This is a genomic window from Streptomyces sp. NRRL B-24085, assembly GCF_001282115.1.
Lineage (GTDB): Bacteria > Actinomycetota > Actinomycetes > Streptomycetales > Streptomycetaceae > Streptomyces.
Genome location: NZ_LJBR01000171.1, coordinates 1 through 25,572, shown reverse-complemented (window position 1 = coordinate 25,572; position 25,572 = coordinate 1). Strand labels below are relative to the sequence as shown.

Sequence of the window (25,572 nt, the reverse complement as noted above, 5' to 3'; positions counted from 1 at the left end):
CGTCCGAGAGTAGCCCCATTACGATACGGAACCGTCTCGTATCGTAAGTCTTTACCGAGACCTTACGTGCCGAAGGGGCGCCGGAGCGGTGCCGGAACGGTCACACCGACCACCCCTGGCCCTGACTGGCACGAGGTGCCACCATGGAGGTGATCCGGGGACGCCGTCAGGGCGCCTCGAGATGACGTAAGGAGCCGTTGCAATGACGCAGCTTTCGGCTGCCCACACCAAGCCCTCCGACGGCAGCAAGACGCTGTACGGGGGGAAGGGCACCCGCCGCATCACTGTCCGGGACATCACCCTCGCCAAGGAACGCGGCGAGAAGTGGCCCATGCTCACCGCCTACGACGCGACGACCGCCTCCGTCTTCGACGAGGCCGGCATCCCGGTGCTGCTCGTCGGCGACTCGGCGGGCAACTGCCATCTCGGGTACGAGACCACCGTGCCCGTCACCATGGACGAGATGACCATGCTGTCGGCGGCCGTCGTCCGGGGCACCTCGCGCGCCCTGATCGTCGGCGACCTGCCCTTCGGTTCCTACCAGGAGGGCCCGGTGCAGGCGCTGCGCTCGGCGACCCGGCTGGTCAAGGAGGCGGGCGTCGGCGCGGTCAAGCTGGAGGGCGGCGAGCGCTCCCACGAGCAGATCCGGCTCCTCGTCGAGTCCGGCATCCCGGTCATGGCCCACATCGGCCTGACCCCCCAGTCCGTCAACGCCATGGGCTACCGCGTCCAGGGCCGCGGCGAGGAGGCAGCCCAGCAGCTGCTGCGGGACGCCAAGGCGGTCCAGGACGCGGGCGCGTTCGCGGTCGTCCTGGAGCTGGTCCCGGCGGAGCTCGCGGCCGAGGTCACCCGGGTGCTGCACATCCCGACGGTCGGCATCGGCGCGGGTCCGGAGACCGACGCGCAGGTCCTCGTCTGGACCGACATGCTCGGCCTGACCGGCGGGCGGGTCCCGAAGTTCGTCAAGCAGTACGCCGACCTGCGCGAGGTCATGGGCAGTGCGGTGAAGGCCTTCGCGGAGGACGTCGTCGGCGGGACGTTCCCGCTGGAGGAGCACTCCGTGCACTAGGGCCCACGGCCCGTCAGAGCCACTGCGGCACCAAGCGCCCCGCCGATCTTCCCCCGTCGGCGGGGCGCCCTCTGTTCCGGACCGTGTTCCAGGCCGGGAGCAGGAGCCCGTCAGGCCGGACCAGCGCCGCCCCGGCGGGCTACACCTCCGTCGCGCCCTGGGTCGTCACCGGCGACACGGGAGCCTTCCTCGACTTCGTCACCGGGGGGTTCGACGGTACGGAGCTCAGCCGGGTGCCCACCGAGGACCGCTCGATCGGCCACGGCGAGATCCGCGTCGGCGACACCGTCGACCTGGCCTTCGACCGGCGCCCACCTTCGAGGCCGTCCCCCCGGCACCGCCTGGTCGAACCCCGTCTAGTCGAACCGCTCCAGGTCCCGCAGCCACGCCCGCGCCGAGCTGTCCGAGGGGGCCCGCCAGTCGCCGCGGGGCGAGAGGGAACCGCCCGCCGAGACCTTCGGGCCGTTCGGCATGGCCGAGCGCTTGAACTGGGCGAACGCGAAGAAGCGCTTGCAGAACACCTCCAGCCACCGCCGGATCTCCGGCAGGTCGTACGTCACGCGCTTGGCGTCCGGGAAGTTCGGCGGCCAGGCCCCGGTCTTCTCGTCGTGCCAGGCGTGCCAGGCCAGGAAGGCGATCTTCGAGGGCCGGAAGCCGTACCGCAGGACGTGGAAGAGCGTGAAGTCGTGCAGCGCGTACGGGCCGATCTTCGACTCGGTGGACTGCATCTCCTCGCCCGGCACCAGCTCCGGGCTGATCTCGGTGTCGAGGATCGCGGTGAGGATGTGGCCCGTCTCCTCGTCGAACTGCCCGCTGCTGACGACCCAGCGGATCAGATGCTGCATCAACGTCTTCGGCACGCCCGAGTTGACGTTGTAGTGGCTCATCTGGTCGCCCACGCCGTACGTCGACCAGCCGAGCGCCAGCTCGGAGAGGTCACCGGTGCCGAGCACGATGCCGCCGCGCTGGTTGGCCAGCCGGAACAGGTAGTCGGTGCGCAGTCCCGCCTGGACGTTCTCGAAGGTGACGTCGTACACGGGCTCACCGGATGCGAAGGGGTGGCCCATCTCCTGCAGCATCAGCCGCGCGGTCGGCGTGATGTCCAGCTCGGCCGCGGTGACGCCGAGGGCCCGCATCAGCTTGTGGGCGTTGTCCTTGGTGTGGTCGCTGGTCGCGAAGCCGGGCAGGGTCCAGGCCAGGATGTCGCTGCGCGGCCGCCCGGCGCGGTCCATCGCGCGGGCGGCCACGATCAGCGCGTGCGTGGAGTCGAGGCCGCCGGACACCCCGATGACCACCTTCGGGCCGCCGATCGCCGCGAGCCGCTGCTGGAGCCCGGCGACCTGGATGTTGTACGCCTCGTAGCAGTCCTGGGCGAGTCGCCCGGCGTCGGCCGGCACGAACGGGAAGCGCTCCAGGCGGCGCCTGAGGCCCAGGTCGCCCGCGGGCGGGTCGAGTTCGAAGGACACCGTCCGGAAGTCACCGGTGCGCGCCTGATGGGTGCGCCGGTTCTCGTCGAACGTGCCCATCCGCAGCCGCTCCTGCCGCAGCAGGTCCAGGTCCACGTCGGCCACCGCGTACGCGTCGCCCGCCGGGAACCGCTCGGTCTCGGCCAGCAGGACGCCGTTCTCGTAGACCATGGCCTGGCCGTCCCAGGACAGGTCGGTCGTGGACTCGCCGAGTCCGGCCGCCGCGTAGACGTACGCCGCGAGGCAGCGCGAGGACGCCGAGCGGCAGAGCAGTTTGCGGTCCTCGGCCCGGCCGACCGTGATGGGGCTGCCGGAGAGGTTGACCAGGACGGTCGCGCCGGCGAGGGCGGCCTCCGCGCTGGGCGGCACCGGCACCCACATGTCCTCGCAGATCTCCGTGTGCAGCACGAGACCGGGGACGTCGGCCGCCTCGAACAGCAGGTCCACGCCGAACGGCACGTTCGCCCCGCCGACCCGGATCGACCCGCCGCGCTCGTCGGCGCCGTCGCCGATCTGCCGGCGCTCGTAGAACTCGCGGTAGTTGGGCGGGTACGACTTCGGCACGACACCGAGGACCCGGCCGCGGTGCACGATCACCGCGCAGTTGTAGACCCGGTTCCGGTGGCGCAGCGGGGCGCCGACGACCAGCACCGGGAGCAGGTCGGCCGACCCGGTGACCACGTCCGCGAGCGCGGTCTCGACCTCGTCGAGCAGGGCGTCCTGGAGGAGCAGGTCCTCGATGGAGTAGCCGCACAGCCCGAGCTCCGGGAAGACGGCGACGGCGACCCCTTCCTCACCGCACCGGCGCGCCTGGCGCAGCACCGCTTCGGCGTTGGCGGGCGGGTCCGCGATGACGGTGTGCCCCGTGCAGGCGGCGACGCGTGCGAACCCGTGTTGATAGATGGACCAGAAGTTCGAGGCAGTCACAGGAGCAGTGTAATCGTCAGAGCGACACTATGGGGGGCGGGGGTGCGCGTCCTACCCTTGCCCCCGACGAGAGGCAGGCGCGGCGTGAGTGGTGACGGCCGGGACGGTACGGCGGGCTGGGGCTGGTTCCTGGCCTGGCTCCTCGTGGGAGCGTGCGCCGGCATCGGGCTCGCGGCGATCCTGACGGTCGGCGTCGCCTTCGTCGTACTCGCCGCGGTGGCCGCGGTGCCGTTGCTCCGCAGGGGGCCCCGGCGCGCTGTCGTGGGCGCCCTCTCGGGCCTGGCCCTGCCGCTGCTCTACCTCGCCCACCTGAACCGGGAGGGTCCGGGGGAGGTGTGCCACGCGGTGACCGGCGGGCAGACCTGCACCGAGGAGTACGCGCCGGTCCCGTTCCTCGTCGCCGGGGCTCTCCTGCTGGCCGCGGGGATCGTGATCCACGTGCTGACCGGCCGCCGTGGGCGCACGTGACGAAGGCGGTCCGGACAGGCGCGAGGGCCCGGCCCCGAGGGTTCTCGGGACCGGACCCCGCGTTCGTGCGTCCGGATCAGCGCCGGTTGAACGACTGCACGTAACCGTTCGCGGGCGTGCCCACGCCCGTCACGTCGTCGTAGCCCTTGCCCGCGGACAGCGAGCTGTCCTTGCCGAGGCTGCGGACCGAGGTGCTCAACCCACCGCTGGCGTCAACGCTGTTGATGAAGTCGACGCGCGCGACCGCGAGTCCGGAGCCCGTCGGGTTGTCCGTGACGTCGTGGTACACCCGGGACCCGTACTTCGAGTAGATCGACGGGTTGGCGAAGCCGAGCGCCTTGCCGCCGCCCGCCTGCTGCGCCAGCGCCTGCACGGCCGCGATCACCGGCGAGGCCAGCGAGGTGCCGCCGATGCGGTACTCGCTGTACTGCTGCGAGCCGTCGGGGAAGGTCTGCGTCTGGCCCACCAGGAAACCGGTGTTGGGGTCGGCGATCGCGGAGATGTCCGGGACCACGCGGTTGCCGGCGGCGTTGTTGGCCGTGGCGAGCGCGTTCGGGACGACACCCTTCTGGTAGTAGGGCTCGGCGACCGTCCTGCTGGTGCCGCCGCCCGCGCCCGAGGTGAACGCGCCGGGGAAGTTCGTCCAGCTCTTGCCGTCCGCGGACAGCACGGCCTTCTCGGTGCCCCAGCCGGTCTCCCAGAGGTACTTGTCGCCCTTGCCGACGGCGAGCGAGGTACCGCCGACCGCCGTCACCCACGCCGAGTTGGCGGGGGTGTCGACCTGCTTCGTGCCGGTGTTGGCGACCTCGTCGCCGTTGTCGCCGGAGGAGAAGTAGAAGCCGATGCCCTCGACCGCGCCGAACTGGAAGACCTGGTCGTAGGCGGCCGCGAGGTCCGGCGTCTGGTTGGCCTCGATGTCGCCCCAGGAGTTGGAGACGATGTCGGCGAGGTGGTTGTCGACGATCTTGCTGAGCGAGTCGAGCAGGTCGTCGTCGTAGCAGGACGCGGCGCCCACGTACGTGATGCTCGCGTCCGGCGCGACCGCGTGCACGGCCTCGACGTCGAGGGTCTCCTCGCCGTACCAGCCGGCCGCCCCGCACTCCTCGGTCTTCGTGTAGTTCTTCGGCAGGACCTGCTTGAGCTGGCCCGTGGTGTAGGCGGCGTCGCCGTTCTTCTTCGCGTAGGTGGCCGCGTCGAAGGCGATGGTGGGGGAGGCGTAGGCGTCGGTGATGGCGACGCGCACTCCCTTGCCGGTGTACGTGCCGGCGCCGTAGGCGGCGCGGAGCTGCTTGCCCGTGTAGCCCTTGACGGCGTACGGGATCTTCGTGCCGTAGGCGTCGGGCAACGTGCTCGCGATGTTCGAGCCGTAGTACGAGGAGAACGGCCCGGCGTTCTTGAACACGGCGTCCGGCGGCGGCAGTTGGTCCTTGCTGCTCGCCTTGTGCGGGGCGTTGTCCAGGCCGGTGACGGTCAGGACGGCACCGTCCAGGCCGGCCGGCGCGGAGGCGGCCTTGGCCGGGGCGCGGTAGGTCTTCGAGCCCTTGGCGTAGTTGTGGAGCTGGGTGCCGAAGGCCTTCTCGGCGGCGGCCACGTCACCGGTGACGGCGACGTAGTGCTGCGTGGTGCCGGTGACCTTCAGGCCCGCCGACTCCAGCCACGACTTGACCGCGGCGACCTGCGCCTTGGTGGCACCGAAGCGGGCCTGCGCCTGCTTGGCGCTCAGGTGCTTGCCGTACGACGCCGAGGCCGGGTCGGACACCGACTTCGCGTAGGCGGCGAGGCCGGCGGCGTCCCTGCCGGCGAGGTAGACCCGGGCGGAGACCTGGGAACTGTCCGGGGCGGCGCCCTTGTCGGCCTTGGCCGTGGCCCACGCGGGCTTGGTCCCGGCGAGCGTGTCACGGGCCGGGCCGTCCGCGGCGTGGGCCGCGGGTATACCGAGCGCCAGCGCGCCCGCGAGCATCGGCAGAGTCGCCGCCATGCTCACGCCGGCGCGGACTTTGGCGCGGTTGGATCTCATGGAACCCCCTGGATGCGGTTCGTCGCGAGTGATCACTCGACGGTGTGGCCACTCTTGCGACGAACCGTTCATGCAAGGGGAATGCGCATGCCAAGAAGAGCCCAATTAACCTAATGAAAAAGGCTGGTTCGAGGGTTAACCCTCTATGATCGCGGCTTCGCGCCCCGCTCCTTCAGCATCCCCGCCATCAGATCGATCTCCGACTGCTGCGCGTCGACCATCCCCTGCGCGAGCCGCTTCTCCACGCCGACCGCGCACTTGTCCACACAGCCCTTCGCCATGTGGATGCCGCCCTGGTGATGGTCCGTCATCAACTGGAGGTAGAAGACCTCGGCCTGCCTGCCGTTGAGCGTGCCCAGCCTCTTCATCTCGGCGTCGGTCGCCATGCCCGGCATCAGCGAGCCCTCGCCGGCCGACGGCATGTCACCCATGTCCATCCACGTCATCGGCGGATCGGCCGACACCTTCGGCAGCCCCCACAGGTCCAGCCAACCCAGCAGCATGCCGCGCTGGTTGGCCTGCGTCTGCGCGATGTCGTAGGCGAGCCGCCGCACCTCGACGTCCTTGGTGCGGTCACGGACGATGTACGACATCTCGACGGCCTGCTGGTGGTGCACGGCCATGTCACGCGCGAAACCCGCGTCCGCGGACCCGGCGGACGGGGTGCCGTCCGATCCGCCGTCCTCGGCCACGGCGTAGGTGATCGCGCCGGCCGCGACGAGGACCCCCGCCACGGCCACGGCCACTCCGGCGAACCTCACTGCCCCAGACCACCCGTGCACGCCGCGCCGGGCTCGGGCGTCTGCTCGCCCTGCACGAACTTCTCGAAGAACTTGTCGACGTTCGGGTCGCTCGCCCCCGTCACGGTCCGCTGGTGGCCCCACGCGGACAGCATGATCGGGTCCTTCTGCTTGTCGTCCGGGCTCATCAGCGTGTACGGCGTCTTCTTCACCTTCGCCGCGAGCGCGTCCACGTCGGCCTTCTTGGCCGCGCTGGTGTACGTCACCCAGACCGCGCCGTGCTCCAGCGAGTGCACGGCGTTCATGGTGCCGATCGCCTTGGTGTAGACGTTGCCGTTGCAGTTCATCCACACCTGGTTGTGGTCGCCGCCGACCGGGGGCTCCATCGGGTAGCTCACCGTCTTGGTCACGTGGTTGCGGCCCAGCGTGCCCTTCCACGTCTTCACGCCGTCCGAGCCCGTGACGAAGTGCCCCTTGCCCTTGCCGTCGGCCGCGGTGCTGTCGTCGTCGGACTGCGACTGCACCAGCACGACGGAGCCGACGACCAGACCGGCGACGACGACCACGGCGGCGCCGATGGTGAGGATCCGGTTGCGGCGCTCCCGGGACTGCTCGGCGCGCCGCATCTCCTCTATGCGCGCCTTGCGTGCCGCTGCGGTGGTCTTCTTGGCGGAACCCATGAGGTGTGTCCTTCTGGGGGAAAGGGGCGGGACGGATGGTGACGATCGGTCCGCTGATCGTAGTGGGGCCGGGGTGCCTTCCGGCAGGGAGCCCACAGGAAACCGGGGCACGCGGTGAGACGGGGAGGGCCGGGCATTACGTATGTCAGTCCGAGCAGGCAATATGGGCGGCAGAGCAGTACATCCGCCGGACGTGAGGCGTTCACCCCCGGGTCGCCGCGACGATCAAGGTCGGCAACGCGCACGAAATCCTGTTGTGGTGTGATGCTCAGGTGCCCGACCGCCTCCTGCGGGACCCGGAGACAGGCGGCCTGACCAGCAAGGATGGGGAAGCGGAAGATGGACAAGCAGCAGGAGTTCGTGCTCCGGACCTTGGAGGAGCGCGACATCCGGTTCGTACGCCTGTGGTTCACGGACGTGCTGGGCTTCCTCAAGTCGGTCGCCGTGGCCCCGGCGGAACTGGAACAGGCCTTCGACGAGGGCATCGGCTTCGACGGGTCCGCGATCGAGGGATTCGCTCGCGTGTACGAGTCCGACATGATCGCCAAGCCGGACCCGTCGACCTTCCAGGTCCTGCCCTGGCGGGCCGAGGCCCCCGGCACGGCCCGGATGTTCTGCGACATCCTCATGCCGGACGGCTCCCCGTCCTTCGCCGACCCCAGGTACGTCCTCAAGCGCGCCCTGGCCCGCACCTCCGACCTGGGCTTCACCTTCTACACCCACCCGGAGATCGAGTTCTTCCTGCTGAAGGACCGCCCGCTGGACGGCTCGCGCCCGACCCCGGCCGACAACTCCGGCTACTTCGACCACACCCCGCAGAACATCGGCATGGACTTCCGCCGCCAGGCGATCACCATGCTGGAGTCGATGGGCATCTCGGTCGAGTTCTCCCACCACGAGGGCGCCCCCGGCCAGCAGGAGATCGACCTGCGCTACGCCGACGCGCTCTCCACGGCCGACAACATCATGACGTTCCGCCTGGTCATGAAGCAGGTGGCGCTGGAGCAGGGCGTCCAGGCGACGTTCATGCCCAAGCCGTTCTCGGAGCACCCCGGCTCGGGCATGCACACCCACCTCTCGCTCTTCGAGGGCGACCGCAACGCGTTCTACGAGTCGGGCTCCGAGTACCAGCTCTCCAAGGTCGGCCGCTCCTTCATCGCGGGCCTCCTCAAGCACGCGGCGGAGATCTCCGCGGTCACCAACCAGTGGGTCAACTCCTACAAGCGCATCTGGGGCGGCACCGAGCGCACCGCGGGCGCCGGCGGCGAGGCCCCCTCCTACATCTGCTGGGGCCACAACAACCGCTCCGCCCTGGTCCGCGTCCCGATGTACAAGCCCGGCAAGACCGGCTCGGCCCGCATCGAGGTCCGCTCCCTCGACTCCGGCGCCAATCCGTACCTCGCCTACGCCCTCCTGCTGGCCGCCGGCCTCAAGGGCATCGAGGAGGGCTACGAGCTCCCGCCGGGCGCCGAGGACGACGTCTGGGCCCTCTCCAACTCCGAGCGCCGCGCCATGGGCATCGAGCCCCTGCCCCAGAACCTGGGCGAGGCCCTCACCCTGATGGAACGCAGCGACCTGGTCGCCGAGACCCTGGGCGAGCACGTCTTCGACTTCTTTCTGCGCAACAAGCGCCAGGAGTGGGAGGAGTACCGCAGCGAGGTCACGGCCTTCGAGCTGCGGAAGAACCTGCCGGTGCTGTAGGGCTCCGCGCCGGGGGTGCGGGGACTGTCGCGCGGTTCCCCGCACCCCGGCCTGGCGGGCTACCGGGCCGCCTGCTGCGCCAGCACCTGGTGCAGCGGCTCCGTCTCGCGGCGCTTGTACTCCTGGATCGCCCAGCCGTTGCCGTCCGGGTCCTTGAAGTACATGAAGGTGGCACCGTCCTGCGGGGCGAACTGGACCGGTTCGCTCACGTCCAGGCCGCGGGCGGTGAGCTCCTCGTACGCCGCCTTCGCGTCCGTCACACACAGTTGCATGCCGTGGTAGGTGCCGGGCTGCGGGGCTCCGGTCGGGATCTGGAGGCCGTCCACCAGGGCGATGGAACAGCCCGAGCCGGGCGGGGTGAGCTGGACGATGCGGACTCCCTCCATGACCTCGCCGTCCAGATCCACGTGGAAACCGACCTTGTCGCGGTAGAACTCCTTGGCGCGGTCCACGTCCGTGACCGGCAGCAGGATCACTTCGAGGCTCATGTCCATGGCGTGACTCCCTTGTCGACGTCCGTACAGAGGGCCGTTCTCAGAAACGCCACCGCGTCTGGCTGAACGGCTGTCCCTTACCGAAGCCGAAAACGGTGCGCGGCGCCACCGCATATACGACGGCGTGTCCCGGTCCGTGGTGGAAGTAGCCGTCCCGCACCTCGAAGCGCCAGAAGTCGCCGTACTTCGCCTCCCACGCAGCGGCCAGCTCGCGCAGCCTCGTGTCGTCGGAGACCCGTACCGCCTCGCCCTCCACCACCAGGTCGTAGCCCTTGTCCCAGATGTTGGTGCCGGTCGTCAGCGTCACGTGCGCGTTGTGCGCGAGGTTCCTCGCCTTGCGCTCCTCGGGGCCCGTGCAGAAGTGCAGCGCCCCGTGGGCCCACACGGCCGGCAACGGCGTGACGTGCGGGCGCCCGTCCGGCCGTACCGTCGAGATCCAGAACAGCTCGGCGGAGGCCAGCAGGGACACCGCGTCGGCCCAGGAGTGCGCCGTCGCGCCCGGGTCGCTGTAGCGGGCATCGAGGTGGGTCTCGGGTTCCTTCTCGGTCATCACACAGCCTCCGGCTCGGGGAACACCCGGGCCACCGCGGCGGTCCGGCTCGACACCCCCAGTCTGCCGAAGGCGTGCCCCGCATGCGGAGCGGGACGCCCCGGAATCCGCCCACCGGCGTCCAGGCGCTTCTCCGCGGCTTCCCGGTTAGGCTCGACCGACACGACCTTGATCGGACGGGAGGCCGGGATGACGTCGGCGCCGGGGCGCAGAAGCAGTACCTTCACGCGGCTGCTGCGGCACGGTTTCACCGATCCGTCCGCCGCCGAGCGGCTGTTGGAGAGCGCCGAGCTCAGCGCCGTACGCAACGACCCGGTGCTCCTCGAGGCGCTCGGCGCCACCGCCGACCCCGATCTCGCGCTGCTCGGTCTCGTACGCCTGCTGGAGGCGCAGCCCGACCGGGAACTGCTCGACACCCTGATAGCGGCCAAGCCGTTCCGGGACCGGCTGCTCGGGGTGCTCGGCGCCTCCGCCGCGCTCGCCGAGCACCTCGCCCGGCATCCCGGCGACTGGCACGCCCTCGTCACCTACGAGCCCCGCGACCTGCACCCCGGCGTCGAGGAGTTCGAGCGCGGGCTCGCCGAGGCCACCGACCCCGTCGCCCTGCGCGTCGCCTACCGGCGCTGTCTGCTGTCGATCGCCGCCCGGGACGTGTGCGGCACCATCGACCTCGCCGAGACCGCCGCCGAGCTCGCCGACCTCGCCACCGCGACCCTGCGCGCCGCGCTGGGCATCGCGCGGGCGGCCGCCCCCGAGGACGCGGCGCTGTGCCGGCTCGCGGTGATCGCGATGGGCAAGTGCGGTGGCCACGAGCTGAATTACGTGTCCGACGTCGACGTCATCTTCGTCGGGGAGGCCGTCGACGGGGCCGACGAGGGCAAGGCCCTGCGCGCCGCCACCAAGCTCGCCTCGCACATGATGCGGGTGTGTTCGGAGACGACCGTCGAGGGGTCCATCTGGCCCGTCGACGCCAACCTGCGCCCCGAGGGACGGAACGGACCGCTCGTGCGCACCCTCTCCTCCCATCTCGCCTACTACCAGCGCTGGGCCAAGACCTGGGAGTTCCAGGCCCTCCTCAAGGCGCGCCCGGTCGCCGGCGACCTGGAGCTCGGCGAGGAGTACGTCGCTGCCCTCGAACCCCTGGTCTGGAAGGCCGCCGAGCGCGAGAACTTCGTCGCCGACGTGCAGAAGATGCGGCGCCGGGTCGTGGAGAACATCCCCGTCGCCGAACTCGACCGGCAGCTGAAGCTCGGTCCCGGCGGTCTCCGGGACGTCGAATTCGCCGTACAGCTCCTTCAGTTGGTGCACGGCCGGGAGGACGGCTCGCTGCGCAGTGGCACCACCCTCGACGCCCTCCAGGCGCTCGCCGCCGGCGGCTACGTCGGCCGGGCCGACGCCGCCCAGCTCGACGACGCCTACCGCTTCCTGCGCTCCATGGAGCACCGCATCCAGCTCTACCGGCTGCGCCGCACCCACCTCGTCCCCGAGGACGAGGCCGACCTGCGCCGCCTCGGCCGCTCCCTCGGGCTGCGCGCCGACCCGGTGACCGGGCTCCACCGGGAGTGGAAGCGGCACGCCTCCGTCGTACGACGACTGCACGAGAAGCTGTTCTACCGGCCGCTGCTGGACGCCGTGGCCCAACTCGGGCCCGGCGAGATCAGGTTGAGCGCCGGAGCGGCCCGGGAGCGGCTGGTCGCGCTCGGGTACGCGGACCCGGCCTCCGCCCTGCGCCACCTGGAGGCCCTCGCCTCCGGCGTCACCCGCAAGGCCGCCATCCAGCGCACCCTCCTGCCGGTCCTGCTGGGCTGGTTCGCCGAGTCCGCCGACCCGGACGCCGGACTGCTCAACTTCCGCAAGGTGTCGGACGCGTTGGGCAAGACGCCCTGGTACCTGCGGCTGCTCAGGGACGAGGGCGCCGCCGCCGAGAACCTCGCGCGCGTGCTGTCCGCCGGCCGTCTCGCCCCCGACCTGCTGATGCGCGCCCCGGAGGCCGTGGCGCTCCTCGGGGACGGCGACGGCGGCGGGCTCGCACCGCGCGGGCGCGCCGGGCTCGAACAGGAGATACTCGCCGCCGTCCGCCGCGCCGACGGGGCCGCCCAGGCGGTCACCGCGGCCCGTGGCGTCCGCCGCCGCGAACTCTTCCGTACGGCCGCCGCGGACATCGTCGGCTCCTACGGCACCGAGACCCGGCCCGCCGAACCGGACCAGGGCGCCCTGGTGGACCGTGTCGGCGCCGCCGTGTCCGACCTGACCGCCGCGACCCTCGCCGGCACCCTGCGCGCGGTGGTCCGGGACACCTGGGGCGACACCCTGCCGACCCGGTTCGCCGTCATCGGCATGGGCCGCTTCGGCGGACACGAACTCGGCTACGGCTCCGACGCGGACGTCCTGTTCGTCCACGAACCCTGCGAGGGCGTCGACGAGCGGGAGGCCTCCCAGGCCGCCAACAAGGTCGTCTCCGAGATGCGCCGGCTGCTCCAGATCCCGAGCGCCGACCCCCCGCTGCTCATCGACGCCGACCTGCGCCCGGAGGGCAAGTCCGGTCCGCTGGTGCGCACGCTGACGTCGTACGCGGCCTACTACCGCCGCTGGTCCCTCGCCTGGGAGGCGCAGGCGCTGCTGCGGGCCGAACCGGTCGCCGGGGACGCCGATCTGGGCCGCCGCTTCGTCGAGCTCATCGACCCCCTGCGCTATCCGGCGGCCGGCCTCGGCGACGACGCGGTACGCGAGATCCGGCGGCTGAAGGCACGCATGGAGGCCGAGCGGATGCCGCGCGGCGCCGACCCGAAACTGCACACCAAGCTCGGGCCGGGCGGGCTGTCCGACGTCGAGTGGACGGTCCAGCTGCTCCAGATGCGGCACGGGGCCCAGGTGCCGGGCCTGCGCACGACCCGCACCCGGGCGGCCCTCGCCGCCGCACGGGACGCCGGGTTCATCTCCGCGGACGACACCCAGGTCCTCGACGAGGCGTGGGTGCTCGCGACCCGGGTGCGCAACGCGGTGATGCTGGTGCGCGGCCGGGCCGGGGACACCTTCCCGGCCGAGGCCCGCGAACTCGCCGCGGTGGGCCGCTACCTGGGGTACGGGCCGGGTCACGCGGGCGACATGCTGGACGACTACCGACGAACGGCCCGGCGGGCGCGTGGCGTGGTGGACGAGTTGTTCTACGGAGGGTAGCGGCGCCCTCCCGGGGCGCGGGCCGGAGCCCTAGGCCCGGGTGTGCAGCGGCTCGCGCTCGTCCGGCGCCGCCCTCGTCGGCCGTGCGTACGGCACCTTCGGCAGGGCGTACGGCTGTGCTCCGTACCAGAGGCGGGCCACCGTGTAGCCGAACAGCAGGCACAGGACGCCGCCGACCGCGTCGAGCCAGAAGTGGTTGGCCGTGGCGACGATGACCAGCAGGGTCGCCGCCGGGTAGACGAGGCCCAGGACCCGGACCCACGGCACCGACGCCAGCGCGAAGATCGTCAGACCGCACCACAGGGACCAGCCGATGTGCATGGACGGCATCGCGGCGTACTGGTTGGACATGTGCTTGAGGTCGCCGGAGGCCATCGAGCCCCAGGTCGCGTGGACCATGACCGTGTCGACGAAGTCGCCGCCGGTCATCAGCCGCGGGGGTGCGAGCGGGTACAGGTAGTAACCGACCAGGGCCACACCCGTCGTCGCGAACAGGACCATGCGGGTGGCCGCGTAGCGGCCGGGATGGCTGCGGTAGAGCCAGACCAGGACGCCCAGCGTCACGACGAAGTGCAGTGTCGCGTAGTAGTAGTTCATCCCGACGACGAGCCAAGTCACCGAGTTGACAGCGTGGTTGACGGACTCCTCGACCGCGATGCCGAGGTGGTGCTCCATCCGCCAGATCCAGTCGGCGTTGCGCAGCGCCTGTGCCTTCTGCTCCGGTACCGCGTTGCGGATCAGCGAGTACGTCCAGTAACTCACCGCGATCAGCAGGATCTCGAACCACAGGCGCGGCCTGCGCGGGGTGCGCAGCCGACGGAGCAGGACCGGCCGGTCCACGGCCGTGAGGGAGTCAGGAGCGGCCGCATTCCCGCGGTCGTCCAGACTGGTCACGGTCGAGTCACCCATAGACACAAAGTCTGCCAGAAACGCTTTACCCCACCGATCATCCCGCGGTCGGGTTCGGGCCGCATGTCCTACGACGGGCGGACTGTCCCGTTCTCCTACCGGTGCAGGGGAAAGGGCACCGGTTCCTCCGCCTTACGGACGAGCCCGGTCGCCGGGGGCCGAAGCGGTCGAACCCCGCACCACCAGCTCCGGCATGAACACGAACTCGCTGTGCGGCGCGGGCGTTCCGCCGATCTCCTCCAGCAGGGTCCGCACCGCGGCCTGTCCCATGGCCGGCACCGGCTTGCGGACCGTCGTCAGCGGCGGGTCGGTGAAGGCGATCAGCGGGGAGTCGTCGAAGCCCACCACCGACACGTCCCGCGGCACCTCCAGGCCCCGCTGCCGGGCCGCCCGTATCGCGCCCAGCGCCATCATGTCGCTCGCGCACACGACCGCCGTGCAGTCCCGGTCGATGAGGGCCGTCGCGGCCGCCTGACCGCCCTCCAGGGTGTACAGGGAGTGCTGGACGAGGTCCGCCTCGACGGTCGCCGCGGCCAGCCCCAGCTGGTCCTGCATGGTGCGCACGAAGCCCTCGATCTTGCGCTGCACCGGCACGAAGCGCTTCGGTCCGAGCGCCAGGCCGATCCGGGTGTGCCCCAGCGACACCAGATGGGTCACCGCCAGCGCCATCGCGGCCCGGTCGTCGGGGGAGATGAACGGCGCCTGCACCTTCGGCGAGAAGCCGTCCACGAGCACGAACGGCACGCCCTGCGCCCGCAACTGCTCGTAGCGCTGCATGTCGGCGGAGGTGTCCGCGTGCAACCCGGAGACGAAGATGATGCCGGCCACGCCCCGGTCGACGAGCATCTCGGTGAGCTCGTCCTCCGTGGAGCCGCCCGGGGTCTGGGTGGCGAGGACCGGGGTGTACCCCTGCCGGGTCAGCGCCTGGCCGATCACCTGGGCCAGGGCCGGGAATATCGGGTTCTCCAGCTCCGGGGTGATCAGGCCCACCAGGCCCTCGCTGCGCTGCCGCAGCCGGACCGGGCGCTCGTAGCCCAGCACGTCCAGTGCGGCCAGCACGGACTGGCGGGTGGTGGCGGCGACACCCGGCTTCCCGTTGAGGACGCGGCTGACGGTCGCTTCGCTCACCCCCGCCTGAACAGCGATGTCGGCTAGCCGTGTGGTCACGCCACCGGACTGTACCGGCCGTATCGTCATCGCGGTCCCTCTGTTCTGGTCGGCGCCCCTTGTCCCGCAAGGGGATGATTCCCGTACGGGAGGGGGATGGCAAGAGCTTGCAGAGTCTTGCACAACCCGTAGTCATCCCGCTCAGCCCCGTAAAACAAGGGTCTCGTGACGGTCGACGAGGGATCACGACGGGGTAACTTCCGCAGTCTCTTGCACTTTTTTTCTGCAAGGTCTTTCGCAAGCCTTGCATCGCTGTTACGTTCCCACTCGCCCGGCGGCCGCAACGGCGCAGTCGGCAGGCAGGGACGGCAGACGGGGCCGACACCCTGCACCAACGGGCTTTTCACCCTCAAGGAGAACTCATGCGGCGTGGCATAGCGGCCACCGCGCTGGTGGCGTCTTTCGCCCTCGCGGCGACGGCCTGCGGCGGAAGCGACAGCGGCGACAAGGCCGACGGTCCGGTCACCATCACCTGGTGGGACACCTCCAACGCCACCAATGAGGCGCCGACGTACAAGGCCCTGATCAAGGACTTCGAGGCCGCCAACAAGGACATCAAGGTCAAGTACGTCAACGTCCAGTTCGACCAGGCGCAGAACAAGTTCGACACCGCCGCCGGCGCGAGCGGCGCCCCCGACGTGCTGCGCTCCGAGGTCGGCTGGACCCCGGCCTTCGCCAAGAAGGGCTACTTCCTGCCCCTCGACGGCACCGAGGCCCTCGCCGACCAGGCCAAGTTCAAGTCCAACCTGATCGAGCAGGCCAAGTACGACGGCAAGGTCTACGGTGTCCCGCTGGTCACCGACACCCTCGCCCTCGTCTACAACAAGCAGCTCTTCGAGAAGGCCGGCGTCGAGGCCCCCAAGACCTGGGACGACCTGAAGAAGGCCGCCGCCACCATCAAGGACAAGACCGGCGTCGACGGCTACTGGGGCTCCACCCAGGCCTACTACGCCCAGACCTTCCTCTACGGCGAGGGCACCGACACCGTCGACGTCGCCGCGAAGAAGATCACGGTGAACTCGGACGCCGCCAAGAAGGGCTACGGCACCTGGCTGAGCCTCTTCTCCGGCAAGGGCCTGCACAAGGCCGACACCACCGCCGACGCCTACGCCCACATCCAGGACGCGTTCGTCAACGGCAAGGTCGCCGCGATCATCCAGGGCCCCTGGGAGATCACCAACTTCTACAAGGGCTCCGCGTTCGCCGACAAGAACAACCTCGGCATCGCCACCGTCCCGGCCGGCTCCACCGGCAAGGCGGGCGCCCCGACCGGCGGCCACAACCTCTCGGTCTACGCCGGCTCGGACTCCGCCCACCAGAAGGCCGCGCTGAAGTTCGTCAACTTCATGACCTCCGCGAAGTCCCAGTCGACCATCGCGCTGAAGAACTCCACGCTGCCCACCCGCGACGACGCCTACACCGACCAGGTCAAGGCCGACCCGGGCATCGCCGGCTACGGCACGGTCCTCGCCGCCGCCCAGCCGCGCCCGGCCCTGCCCGAGTACAGCTCCCTGTGGGGCCCGCTGGACACCGAGCTGCCGAAGATCGCCGGTGGCAAGGAGTCCCTGGACAAGGGCCTGAGCACCGCGGAGACCGCCATCGCCAAGCTGGTGCCGGACTTCAGCAAGTGAGCCCGAGTGGCCGCCGGATCTCCCGGTCATGGGGGAGAGATCCGGCGGCCACCGGCCTGTGCCCGGCCACGCCGGCGGGCCGCTTCGCCCAGCCACTTCTCAGAGCCGCAGAACTTCCAGAAGGTGTCGAACATGACAGTCGCCATCGACCGCGCCACCGGCAGACGCCGCGGTGACCGCGCGCCGCGGCCCGGGCTGGGCCAACGCCTGAAGCACAGCTACCACAAGCACTGGTACGCCTACGCGATGATCGCCCCGGTGGCGGTCGTCATCGGTGTCCTCGTGCTCTACCCCCTGGTCTACGGCGTCTACCTCACGCTCACCGACGCCAACAGCCTCAACACGGCCCGCACGATCGGCGTCAACCACATCGACGCCACCTACAAGTTCATCGGCCTGGACAACTACGCCGACATCCTGTGGGGCGACACCGCCTACGACCGCTTCTGGTCGCACTTCATCTGGACCATCGTCTGGACGGCCCTGTGCGTCGCCCTGCACTACTGCATCGGGCTCGGCCTCGCGCTGCTGCTCAACCAGAAGCTGCGCGGCCGCACGCTGTACCGGCTGATCCTGGTGCTGCCCTGGGCCGTGCCGACCTTCGTCACCGTCTTCGGCTGGCGGTTCATGCTCGCCGACGGCGGCGTCATCAACTCCGCCCTGGACGCCCTCCACCTGCCGAGCCCCTCGTGGCTGGAGGACACCGCCTGGCAGCGGTTCGCCGCGGTCATGGTCAACACCTGGTGCGGAGTGCCGTTCATGATGGTCTCGCTGCTCGGCGGACTCCAGTCCATCGACGCCTCGCTGTACGAGGCCGCCGAGATGGACGGCGCGACCGCCTGGCAGCGCTTCCGGTACGTCACCCTCCCCGGGCTCAGGAGCGTCAGCTCCACCGTCGTCCTGCTCGGCATCATCTGGACGTTCAACCAGTTCGCCGTGATCTTCCTGCTGTTCGGCAACACCGCGCCGGACGCGCAGATCCTCGTGACCTGGGCCTACTACCTGGGCTTCGGACAGCAGCCGCGTGACTTCGCCCAGTCGGCGGCGTACGGCATCCTGCTGCTGGCCATCCTGATCGTCTTCACCTCCTTCTACCGCCGCTGGCTGAACCGCAATGACCAGCAGCTCGCGATCTGAGGCAGGAGCTCCCATGAGTACGACCACAGTCGAGACCTCCGCCGCGGTGACCCAGGCCGGGCCGGCACCTACACCCGGCCGGATCCGCCGCCGCGGGGAGAAGAGCCTCGCCGGCTCGCTCGTCTCGCACGGCATCCTGATCGTCGCGAGCCTGATCGCGCTGTTCCCGATCGCCTGGCTGGTCTTCCTGTCCCTCGGCCCGGACAAGGACGACTACCTCCACCCGGGCGGCATCTGGAAGAAGATGACGTTCGACAACTACTCGTTCGTCCTCCAGCACACCGAGTTCTTCAGCTGGCTCAAGAGCTCGCTGATCGTCTCGCTGGGCACCACCGTGATCGGCGTGCTGATCGCCGCCACCACCGGGTACGCCGTCTCCCGCATGCGCTTCCCGGGCTACCGCAAGTTCATGTGGGTCCTCCTGGTCACCCAGATGTTCCCGGTGGCCGTCCTCATGGTGCCGATGTACCAGATGCTCTCGGACCTCCAGCTCATCGACAGCTACCTCGGGCTCGTCCTGGTGTACTGCTCGACCGCGGTGCCGTACTGCGCCTGGCTGCTCAAGGGCTACTTCGACACCATCCCGTTCGAGATCGACGAGGCCGGACGCGTCGACGGGCTCACCCCCTTCGGCACGTTCGCGCGGCTGATCCTGCCGCTCGCCAAGCCGGGGCTCGCGGTCGCCGCGTTCTACAGCTTCCTCACCGCCTTCGGCGAGGTCGCGTTCGCCTCGACGTTCATGCTGTCCGACACGAAGTACACCTTCGCCGTGGGACTCCAGAGCTTCGTGAGCGAGCACGACGCCCAGCGCAACCTGATGGCCGCGACGGCGGTGCTGATCGCGATACCCGTGTCCGCGTTCTTCTACCTGGTGCAGAAGAACCTGGTGACAGGGCTGACGGCGGGCGGCACGAAGGGGTAGCGCGCCCGTGGTTCGGCTGCGGCGCCGTCGTGGCTTGTCGCGCAGTTCCCCGCGCCCCTTGAAAGACCCGAGGCGGCCGCAGTGTCCATCCGACCCCGCTGTCACTGCGGCCGCCTCGTCACCCTCATACCTTTGACCTGATGAACCCCTTACGTACCAAGGAAGCCATGAGCCAGCAGCACTCCGCCCTCGCCCCGGCCCCTCACCCCGCCGAAGCCAAGCGCAGCGACTGGTGGCGGGACGCGGTGATCTACCAGGTCTATCCGCGCAGCTTCGCCGACAGCAACGGCGACGGCATGGGCGACCTGGAGGGCATCCGCACCCGACTGCCGTACCTGCGCGACCTCGGCGTGGACGCCGTGTGGCTCAGCCCCTTCTACGCCTCCCCGCAGGCCGACGCCGGCTACGACGTGGCCGACTACCGGGCCGTGGACCCCATGTTCGGCAACCTCCTGGACGCCGACGCGCTGATCAGGGACGCCCGTGAGCTGGGGCTCAGGACCATCGTCGATCTCGTGCCCAACCACTCCTCCGACCAGCACGAGTGGTTCAAGCGGGCCGTCGCCGAAGGGCCCGGATCGCCGCTGCGGGAGCGCTACCACTTCCGTCCCGGCAAGGGCGAGAACGGCGAACTCCCGCCCAACGACTGGGAGTCCATCTTCGGCGGCCCCGCCTGGACCCGTGTCGCGGACGGCGAGTGGTACCTGCACCTCTTCGCCCCCGAGCAGCCCGACTTCAACTGGGACCACCCGGCCGTCGGCGACGAGTTCCGCTCCATCCTGCGCTTCTGGCTGGACATGGGCGTGGACGGCTTCCGCATCGACGTGGCCCACGGTCTGGTGAAGGCGGAGGGGCTGCCCGACCTTGGATCCCACGACCAGGTGAAGCTTCTGGGCAACGATGTCATGCCGTTCTTCGACCAGGACGGTGTGCACGAGATCTACCGGCAGTGGCGTCTCATCCTCGACGAGTACTCCGGTGAGCGCATCTTCGTGGCCGAGGCGTGGACCCCGACCGTCGAGCGCACCGCCAACTACGTCCGCCCCGACGAGCTGCACCAGGCGTTCAACTTCCAGTACCTCGCCACCGCGTGGGACGCCGAGGAGCTGCGCGGGGTCATCGACCGCACGCTGGAGGCGATGCGCCCGGTCGGCGCCCCGGCCACCTGGGTGCTCTCCAACCACGACGTCACCCGGCACGCCACCCGCTTCGCCAACCCGCCCGGCCTCGGCACCCAGATCCGCACGGCCGGCGACCGGGAGCTGGGGCTGCGCCGCGCCCGCGCCGCCACAATGCTCATGCTGGCGCTGCCCGGATCGGCGTACATCTACCAGGGCGAGGAGCTCGGCCTGCCGGACGTCGTGGACCTCGCCGACGAGGTCCGCCAGGACCCGGCGTACTTCCGCGGCGCGGGCCAGGACGGCTTCCGTGACGGCTGCCGGGTGCCGATCCCGTGGACGCGCGAGGGATCGTCGTACGGCTTCGGCGCGGGCGGCAGCTGGCTGCCCCAGCCGCCGGAGTGGGCCGAGCTGAGCGTGGAGGCGCAGACCGGTGACCCCGGCTCCACTCTGGAGCTGTACCGCACGGCCCTCGCCGTCCGCCGCGCCCAGCCCGACCTGGGCGCCGGCGACGCGGTCGAGTGGCTGCGGGCGCCCGAGGGCGTGCTGGCCTTCCGGCGTGGCGAGTTCGTCTGCGTCGCGAACACCACCGGCGAGTCGGTGACGACCCCGGCGTACGGCCGGCTGCTGCTCGCCAGCGGGGAGGTCGCCGAGGTCGACGGGGACGCGAAGGTGCCCGCCGACACGACCGTGTGGTGGACGACGGCCTGAGCGCGCGCGGAGGAATCACCGGGCCCTGAAGGGGTCCGGTGATTCTTTCTCCGGCGTGTCGATCGGCGGGGTCCGCGTTCGACGCTCGGGTGGAAGGGCGAACAGCGCCCCTCGTCCGAGGAGAGACCATGCAGATCCGCGCCCGCATGAGCATGAGTGCCGACGGCTACGTGACCACCCCGAACGGCTGGCCCGCGCTCACCGCCGACCCCGCGTTCGTCTCCGGCAGCAGCCACGGCATCCGGGAGTTCCTGGCCGACTGCGAGGCAGCCCTCATGGGCCGTACGACCTTCGAGCCCGCGCTGACCAACAGCCGCTGGCCCTGGCCCGACCTCGACGTGTTCGTCCTCGCCTCGCACCGCCCGCAGGGCACTCCCGACCACGTCACCACCGACAGCGACCCGGCCCGGCTCCTTGAGACGATCCGCGCCGCCAACCGGGGCGGCGACGTCCATCTCATCGGCGGTCCGCGGACGATCGCCACCTTCCACGCGCTCGGCGCGCTGGACCGCCTCGAACTGGTCGTCCTGCCCATGCTGTTCGGCGGCGGCATGCAGCTCACCCCGGCGCTCAGCCCCGAGGCCGGACTGACCTTCGAGAGCCAACGGGCCCTGCCCGACGGGTCGGTGGAGATCGTCTACTCCTGCGGGGGCAGCCGCGGCGACCTCCCCGGCAGGCCCGCCAGCCAAGTGTGAAAGTTCTTGCCGTTACTTTCTCGACTCTTGCTGTAAACATTTCAACAGCGGTACGTTCTCGCCGGCGCCGGGCAAAGAAGCCCGGCCGTCGTGTGAGGAGAACCCCCACGTGATACCGAGAAGGTCCGCAAGAGCCACCGCCACCGCCACCGCCGCGGCCACCGTGCTCGCCGCCACGGTCGCCGTCCTCACCCCCACCACCGCCCAGGCCTCCCCGCCGGGCACCAAGGACGTCACCGCAGTCCTCTTCGAATGGAACTTCGCCTCCGTCGCCAAGGAGTGCACCAACACCCTCGGCCCCGCCGGATACGGCTACGTCCAGATCTCCCCGCCTGCCGAGCACATCCAGGGCTCGCAGTGGTGGACCTCGTACCAGCCGGTCAGCTACAAGATCGCGGGCCGGCTCGGGGACCGTACGGCCTTCCGCAACATGGTGAACACCTGCCACGCGGCCGGGGTGAAGGTCGTCGTCGACGCCGTCGTCAACCACATGTCCGCGGGCAGCGGCACGGGGACCGGCGGCTCGTCGTACACGAAGTACAACTACCCCGGGCTCTACTCGTCGTACGACTTCGACGACTGCACCAGCCAGGTGAGCAACTACGCCGACCGCTGGAACGTCCAGCACTGCGAGCTGGTCGGCCTGGCCGACCTCGACACCGGTGAGTCGTACGTCCGCGGCGCGATCGCCGGGTACCTGAACGACCTGCTCACCCTCGGCGTCGACGGCTTCCGCATCGACGCGGCCAAGCACATCGACACCGCCGACCTCGCCAACATCAAGTCCCGCCTCAGCAACCCGTCGGTGTACTGGAAGCAGGAGGTCATCCACGGCAGCGGGGAGGCCGTCCAGCCCACCGAGTACACCGGCAACGGGGACGTCCAGGAGTTCCGCTACGCCTACGACCTCAAGCGGGTCTTCAACAACGAGAACCTCGCCTACCTGAAGAACTACGGCGAGGGCTGGGGCTACATGAGCAGCTCCGTCGCGGGTGTCTTCGTCGACAACCACGACACCGAGCGCAACGGCTCCACCCTCAACTACAAGGACGGCGCCAACTACACCCTGGCCAACGTCTTCATGCTTGCCCATCCCTACGGCGCCCCGGACGTCAACTCCGGCTACGAGTGGTCCGACAAGGACGCCGGACCGCCCAACAACGGCTCGGTGAACGCCTGTTGGCAGGACGGCTGGAAATGCCAGCACGCCTGGCCGGAGATCCTCCGCATGGTCGCCTTCCGCAACGCGACCCGCGGTGAGCCGGTCACCGACTGGTGGGACAACGGCGGCGACGCCATCGCCTTCGGGCGGGGCGGCAAGGGGTTCGTGGCCATCAACCACGAGTCGGGCAGTCTGAGCCGGACCTACCAGACCTCGCTGCCCGCCGGGACGTACTGCAACGTGCAGAACAACACGACGGTGACGGTGAACTCCAGTGGGCAGTTCACGGCCACCCTCGGCGCCAACACGGCACTCGCGGTCTACGCGGGCAAGTCGAGCTGCTGAACACCCCGGAACTGAAAGTTCTTGCCAGCTGTTTCAGGACTCTTGCTGTAATCCTTACGGCGGCGATACGGTCACGCGGGGTCGGACCCACGTAGAGCCGCAATCGCAAGGAGTCCATCCGTGATACCGAGATGGCCGGTGCCGCCCAGGCGCCGTACCACCCAGGCCGGACGGGTCGCCGCGGTCACCGTGACCGCGCTGGCCGCAGCGCTCGTCCAGCCGCTGTCCGCCCGGGCGGACACCCCTCCGCCACCGCCCTCCGACGCGAAGCTCGCCGCGGAACCGGCCCGGCACGACGACACCCGTGAGCAGTTCTACTTCGTCCTGCCGGACCGTTTCGCCAACGGCGACACGAGCAACGACCGGGGCGGGCTCACCGGTTCACGGCTGAGCACCGGCTACGACCCCACCGACAAGGGGTTCTACCAGGGCGGCGACCTCAAGGGCCTCACGAAGAAGCTCGACTACATCAAGGGCCTCGGCACCACCTCCATCTGGATGGCCCCGATCTTCAAGAACCGGCCCGTCCAGGGCACGGGGTCGAACGCCTCGGCCGGGTACCACGGTTACTGGATCACCGACTTCACCCAGGTCGACCCGCACTTCGGCACCAACAAGGACCTGGAGACCCTGATCTCCAAGGCGCACGCCAAGGGCATGAAGGTCTTCTTCGACGTCATCACCAACCACACGGCCGACGTCGTCGACTATGAGGAGAAGTCCTACGACTACCTCTCCAAGGGCGCCTTCCCGTACCTGACGAAGGACGGCCGGCCCTTCGACGACGCGGACTACGCGTCCGGCGACCGGAGGTTCCCGGCGGTCGACGCCGACTCCTTCCCGCGCACCCCGACGGTCACCGGCACGGACGCCAAGGTCCCGTCCTGGCTCAACGACCCGACGATGTACCACAACCGCGGTGACTCCACCTACGCCGGCGAGTCCACCACCTACGGCGACTTCTCCGGCCTCGACGACCTGTGGACCGAGCGTCCCGAGGTCGTGAAGGGCATGGAGCGGATCTACCAGCGCTGGGTCCGCGACTTCGACATCGACGGCTTCCGGATCGACACCGTGAAGCACGTCAACATGGAGTTCTGGACCCAGTGGGCCACCGCCCTCGACGCCTACGCGGCCAAGCAGGGCCGGAAGGACTTCTTCATGTTCGGCGAGGTCTACTCCGCCGACACCTCGATCACTTCGCCGTACGTCACCCAGGGCCGCCTCGACGCCACGCTCGACTTCCCCTTCCAGGAGGCGGCACGGCAGTACGCCTCCCAGGGCGGCAGCGCGCGGAAGCTCGCCTCCGTCTTCGGCGACGACTACAAGTACACGACCGACAAGGCCAACGCCTACGAGCAGGTCACCTTCCTCGGCAACCACGACATGGGCCGCATCGGGTACTTCCTGAACCAGGACAACCCGAAGGCCACGGACGCCGAACTCCTCGCCAAGGACGAGCTCGCCAACGAGCTGATGTTCCTCAGCCGCGGCAACCCCGTCGTGTACTACGGCGACGAGCAGGGCTTCACCGGCGCGGGCGGCGACAAGGACGCCCGCCAGACGATGTTCGCCTCGAAGACCGCCGACTACCTAGACGACGACGAGATCGGCACCGACCGCACCCACGCGAGCGACGCCTACGACACGAGCGCGCCGCTGTACCAGCAGATCGCCGCACTCGCCAAGCTCCGCAAGGCCAACCCGGCGCTCACCGACGGCGTCCAGGAGGAGCGGTACGCGGCCGACGGGGCCGGGATCTACGCCTTCTCCCGCACCGACGCCAAGACCGGCCAGGAATACGTCGTCGCCTTCAACAACGCGGGCGAGACCAAGTCGGCGACCTTCGCGACCGGTTCTGCCGACATGGCCTTCAAGGGCGTCTACGGCGGCGCGTCGGACACCACCTCAGGCGCCGACAAGAAGATCACCGTCAGCGTCCCCGCCGGTTCCGCGATCGTGCTCAAGGCGGCCAGCAGGCTCGCCGAGCCCGCCACGAAGCCGACGCTCACCCTCAAGGCCCCGGCCCCCGGCGCCACCGGCACGGTCGAGCTCACCGCCGACGTGGACGGCGGCCGGCTCAACCGGGTCGTCTTCGCGGCACAGGTCGGCAACGGCAAGTGGCGCACCCTCGGCTCCGCCGACCACGCCCCCTACAAGGTCACGCAGACCATCGGGAAGGACGTGAAGGCCGGAACCGCCCTGCGCTACAAGGCAGTCGTGGTCGACACGGCCGGACGCACGGCCGGCGCGACCGCCTCGTCGGAGGCCGGCACCCCGCCCGCCGAGGAGACCCCCACCGCCTCCTCCCGTGACTACGCGGTCGTCCACTACAAGCGCACCGACGGCGACTACGACAACTGGGGCCTGTACGCCTGGGGCGACCTCGCCGACGGCGAGTCCACCACCTGGCCCGCGAGCCACCCCTTCGTCGGCCGGGACGCCTACGGTGCCTTCGCCTACGTCAAGCTGAAGCCCGGCGCCTA

The 25,572-nt window shown here is 70.0% G+C and carries 19 protein-coding genes and 1 pseudogene; 12 read left to right on the top strand and 8 right to left on the bottom strand.

Annotated features, from left to right (window positions below; all coding sequences use genetic code 11):
* The first annotated feature begins 202 nt into the window (after positions 1-202).
* Positions 203-1,069 carry a 3-methyl-2-oxobutanoate hydroxymethyltransferase gene (gene panB / locus AOJ26_RS20075; RefSeq protein WP_053849701.1) on the top strand — a complete coding sequence of 289 codons (867 nt, stop codon included), beginning with the start codon at positions 203-205 and terminating at the stop codon, positions 1,067-1,069.
* 83 nt (positions 1,070-1,152) lie between these two features.
* Positions 1,153-1,398, top strand: a pseudogene (locus tag AOJ26_RS44450) (hypothetical protein); the annotation flags it as partial.
* 27 nt (positions 1,399-1,425) lie between these two features.
* Here the strand turns inward: AOJ26_RS44450 and AOJ26_RS20070 are convergent.
* On the bottom strand, positions 1,426-3,462 hold the full coding sequence (locus AOJ26_RS20070) for an NAD(+) synthase (protein WP_053849700.1): 2,037 nt from the start codon (positions 3,460-3,462) through the stop codon (positions 1,426-1,428).
* A gap of 84 nt (positions 3,463-3,546) precedes the next feature.
* Between AOJ26_RS20070 and AOJ26_RS20065 the strand changes: the two genes are divergently transcribed.
* On the top strand, positions 3,547-3,930 hold the full coding sequence (locus AOJ26_RS20065) for a hypothetical protein (RefSeq protein ID WP_234358616.1): 384 nt from the start codon (positions 3,547-3,549) through the stop codon (positions 3,928-3,930).
* 76 nt (positions 3,931-4,006) lie between these two features.
* On the opposite strand, the gene AOJ26_RS20060 is transcribed toward AOJ26_RS20065, so the two are convergent.
* From AOJ26_RS20060 to AOJ26_RS20050, 3 genes are all read right to left on the bottom strand, one after another.
* Positions 4,007-5,947: a S53 family peptidase gene (locus AOJ26_RS20060; RefSeq protein ID WP_053849698.1), complete on the bottom strand. Its 1,941-nt coding sequence runs from the start codon at positions 5,945-5,947 to the stop codon at positions 4,007-4,009.
* 143 nt (positions 5,948-6,090) lie between these two features.
* The gene (locus AOJ26_RS20055) at positions 6,091-6,693 is read right to left on the bottom strand and encodes a DUF305 domain-containing protein (RefSeq protein WP_078959974.1); all 603 of its coding nucleotides are present in this window, start codon (positions 6,691-6,693) and stop codon (positions 6,091-6,093) included.
* Between the two features lie 11 nt (positions 6,694-6,704).
* The gene (locus tag AOJ26_RS20050; RefSeq protein ID WP_053849696.1) at positions 6,705-7,367 is read right to left on the bottom strand and encodes a DUF3105 domain-containing protein; all 663 of its coding nucleotides are present in this window, start codon (positions 7,365-7,367) and stop codon (positions 6,705-6,707) included.
* 339 nt (positions 7,368-7,706) lie between these two features.
* Here AOJ26_RS20050 and glnA point away from each other — a divergent pair, with 339 nt between their 5' ends.
* Positions 7,707-9,068, top strand: a complete 1,362-nt coding sequence (glnA, locus tag AOJ26_RS20045; RefSeq protein ID WP_028807424.1) for a type I glutamate--ammonia ligase — start codon at positions 7,707-7,709, stop codon at positions 9,066-9,068.
* Between the two features lie 59 nt (positions 9,069-9,127).
* Here the strand turns inward: glnA and AOJ26_RS20040 are convergent, their stop codons facing one another.
* On the bottom strand, positions 9,128-9,562 hold the full coding sequence (locus tag AOJ26_RS20040; RefSeq protein ID WP_053849695.1) for a VOC family protein: 435 nt from the start codon (positions 9,560-9,562) through the stop codon (positions 9,128-9,130).
* Between the two features lie 40 nt (positions 9,563-9,602).
* Positions 9,603-10,112, bottom strand: coding sequence for a pyridoxamine 5'-phosphate oxidase family protein (locus AOJ26_RS20035; protein WP_053849694.1), 510 nt, complete (start codon positions 10,110-10,112; stop codon positions 9,603-9,605).
* A 189-nt stretch (positions 10,113-10,301) separates the two neighbouring features.
* On the opposite strand from AOJ26_RS20035, the gene AOJ26_RS20030 reads away from it, so the two are divergent.
* The gene (locus AOJ26_RS20030) at positions 10,302-13,289 is read left to right on the top strand and encodes a bifunctional [glutamine synthetase] adenylyltransferase/[glutamine synthetase]-adenylyl-L-tyrosine phosphorylase (RefSeq protein WP_053849693.1); all 2,988 of its coding nucleotides are present in this window, start codon (positions 10,302-10,304) and stop codon (positions 13,287-13,289) included.
* Positions 13,290-13,319: 30 nt separating this feature from the next.
* On the opposite strand, the gene AOJ26_RS20025 is transcribed toward AOJ26_RS20030, so the two are convergent.
* On the bottom strand, positions 13,320-14,198 hold the full coding sequence (locus AOJ26_RS20025; protein ID WP_053849692.1) for a phosphatase PAP2 family protein: 879 nt from the start codon (positions 14,196-14,198) through the stop codon (positions 13,320-13,322).
* 132 nt (positions 14,199-14,330) lie between these two features.
* Entirely contained in the window at positions 14,331-15,365 is a 1,035-nt protein-coding gene (locus AOJ26_RS20020) for a LacI family DNA-binding transcriptional regulator (RefSeq protein WP_053849710.1), read from the bottom strand.
* A gap of 362 nt (positions 15,366-15,727) precedes the next feature.
* Between AOJ26_RS20020 and AOJ26_RS20015 the strand changes: the two genes are divergently transcribed.
* The 7 genes from AOJ26_RS20015 to AOJ26_RS19985 all read left to right on the top strand — a co-directional run.
* Positions 15,728-16,996 carry an extracellular solute-binding protein gene (locus AOJ26_RS20015; protein WP_053849691.1) on the top strand — a complete coding sequence of 423 codons (1,269 nt, stop codon included), beginning with the start codon at positions 15,728-15,730 and terminating at the stop codon, positions 16,994-16,996.
* A 132-nt stretch (positions 16,997-17,128) separates the two neighbouring features.
* A complete protein-coding gene (locus AOJ26_RS20010) occupies positions 17,129-18,133 on the top strand; it encodes a carbohydrate ABC transporter permease (RefSeq protein WP_053849690.1) in 1,005 nt (334 codons plus the stop codon).
* A 13-nt stretch (positions 18,134-18,146) separates the two neighbouring features.
* On the top strand, positions 18,147-19,055 hold the full coding sequence (locus AOJ26_RS20005; protein WP_053849689.1) for a sugar ABC transporter permease: 909 nt from the start codon (positions 18,147-18,149) through the stop codon (positions 19,053-19,055).
* Positions 19,056-19,222: 167 nt separating this feature from the next.
* A complete protein-coding gene (locus AOJ26_RS20000; protein WP_053849688.1) occupies positions 19,223-20,884 on the top strand; it encodes a glycoside hydrolase family 13 protein in 1,662 nt (553 codons plus the stop codon).
* A 128-nt stretch (positions 20,885-21,012) separates the two neighbouring features.
* Positions 21,013-21,579 carry a dihydrofolate reductase family protein gene (locus AOJ26_RS19995; RefSeq protein ID WP_053849687.1) on the top strand — a complete coding sequence of 189 codons (567 nt, stop codon included), beginning with the start codon at positions 21,013-21,015 and terminating at the stop codon, positions 21,577-21,579.
* Between the two features lie 109 nt (positions 21,580-21,688).
* Positions 21,689-23,086 carry an alpha-amylase gene (locus AOJ26_RS19990; RefSeq protein ID WP_053849686.1) on the top strand — a complete coding sequence of 466 codons (1,398 nt, stop codon included), beginning with the start codon at positions 21,689-21,691 and terminating at the stop codon, positions 23,084-23,086.
* 120 nt (positions 23,087-23,206) lie between these two features.
* On the top strand, positions 23,207-25,572 hold a 2,366-nt coding region (locus tag AOJ26_RS19985), incomplete at its 3' end, for an alpha-amylase family glycosyl hydrolase (protein ID WP_267889447.1).

Coding starts and splice junctions, on each gene's coding strand:
- panB (WP_053849701.1), top strand. CDS start 203: ATGACGCAGCTTTCGGCTGCCCACACCAAGCCCTCCGACGGCAGCAAG.
- AOJ26_RS20060 (WP_053849698.1), bottom strand. CDS start 5,947: ATGAGATCCAACCGCGCCAAAGTCCGCGCCGGCGTGAGCATGGCGGCG.
- AOJ26_RS20050 (WP_053849696.1), bottom strand. CDS start 7,367: ATGGGTTCCGCCAAGAAGACCACCGCAGCGGCACGCAAGGCGCGCATA.
- glnA (WP_028807424.1), top strand. CDS start 7,707: ATGGACAAGCAGCAGGAGTTCGTGCTCCGGACCTTGGAGGAGCGCGAC.
- AOJ26_RS20040 (WP_053849695.1), bottom strand. CDS start 9,562: ATGGACATGAGCCTCGAAGTGATCCTGCTGCCGGTCACGGACGTGGAC.
- AOJ26_RS20035 (WP_053849694.1), bottom strand. CDS start 10,112: ATGACCGAGAAGGAACCCGAGACCCACCTCGATGCCCGCTACAGCGAC.
- AOJ26_RS20030 (WP_053849693.1), top strand. CDS start 10,302: ATGACGTCGGCGCCGGGGCGCAGAAGCAGTACCTTCACGCGGCTGCTG.
- AOJ26_RS20025 (WP_053849692.1), bottom strand. CDS start 14,198: ATGGGTGACTCGACCGTGACCAGTCTGGACGACCGCGGGAATGCGGCC.
- AOJ26_RS20015 (WP_053849691.1), top strand. CDS start 15,728: ATGCGGCGTGGCATAGCGGCCACCGCGCTGGTGGCGTCTTTCGCCCTC.
- AOJ26_RS20010 (WP_053849690.1), top strand. CDS start 17,129: ATGACAGTCGCCATCGACCGCGCCACCGGCAGACGCCGCGGTGACCGC.
- AOJ26_RS20005 (WP_053849689.1), top strand. CDS start 18,147: ATGAGTACGACCACAGTCGAGACCTCCGCCGCGGTGACCCAGGCCGGG.
- AOJ26_RS20000 (WP_053849688.1), top strand. CDS start 19,223: ATGAGCCAGCAGCACTCCGCCCTCGCCCCGGCCCCTCACCCCGCCGAA.
- AOJ26_RS19995 (WP_053849687.1), top strand. CDS start 21,013: ATGCAGATCCGCGCCCGCATGAGCATGAGTGCCGACGGCTACGTGACC.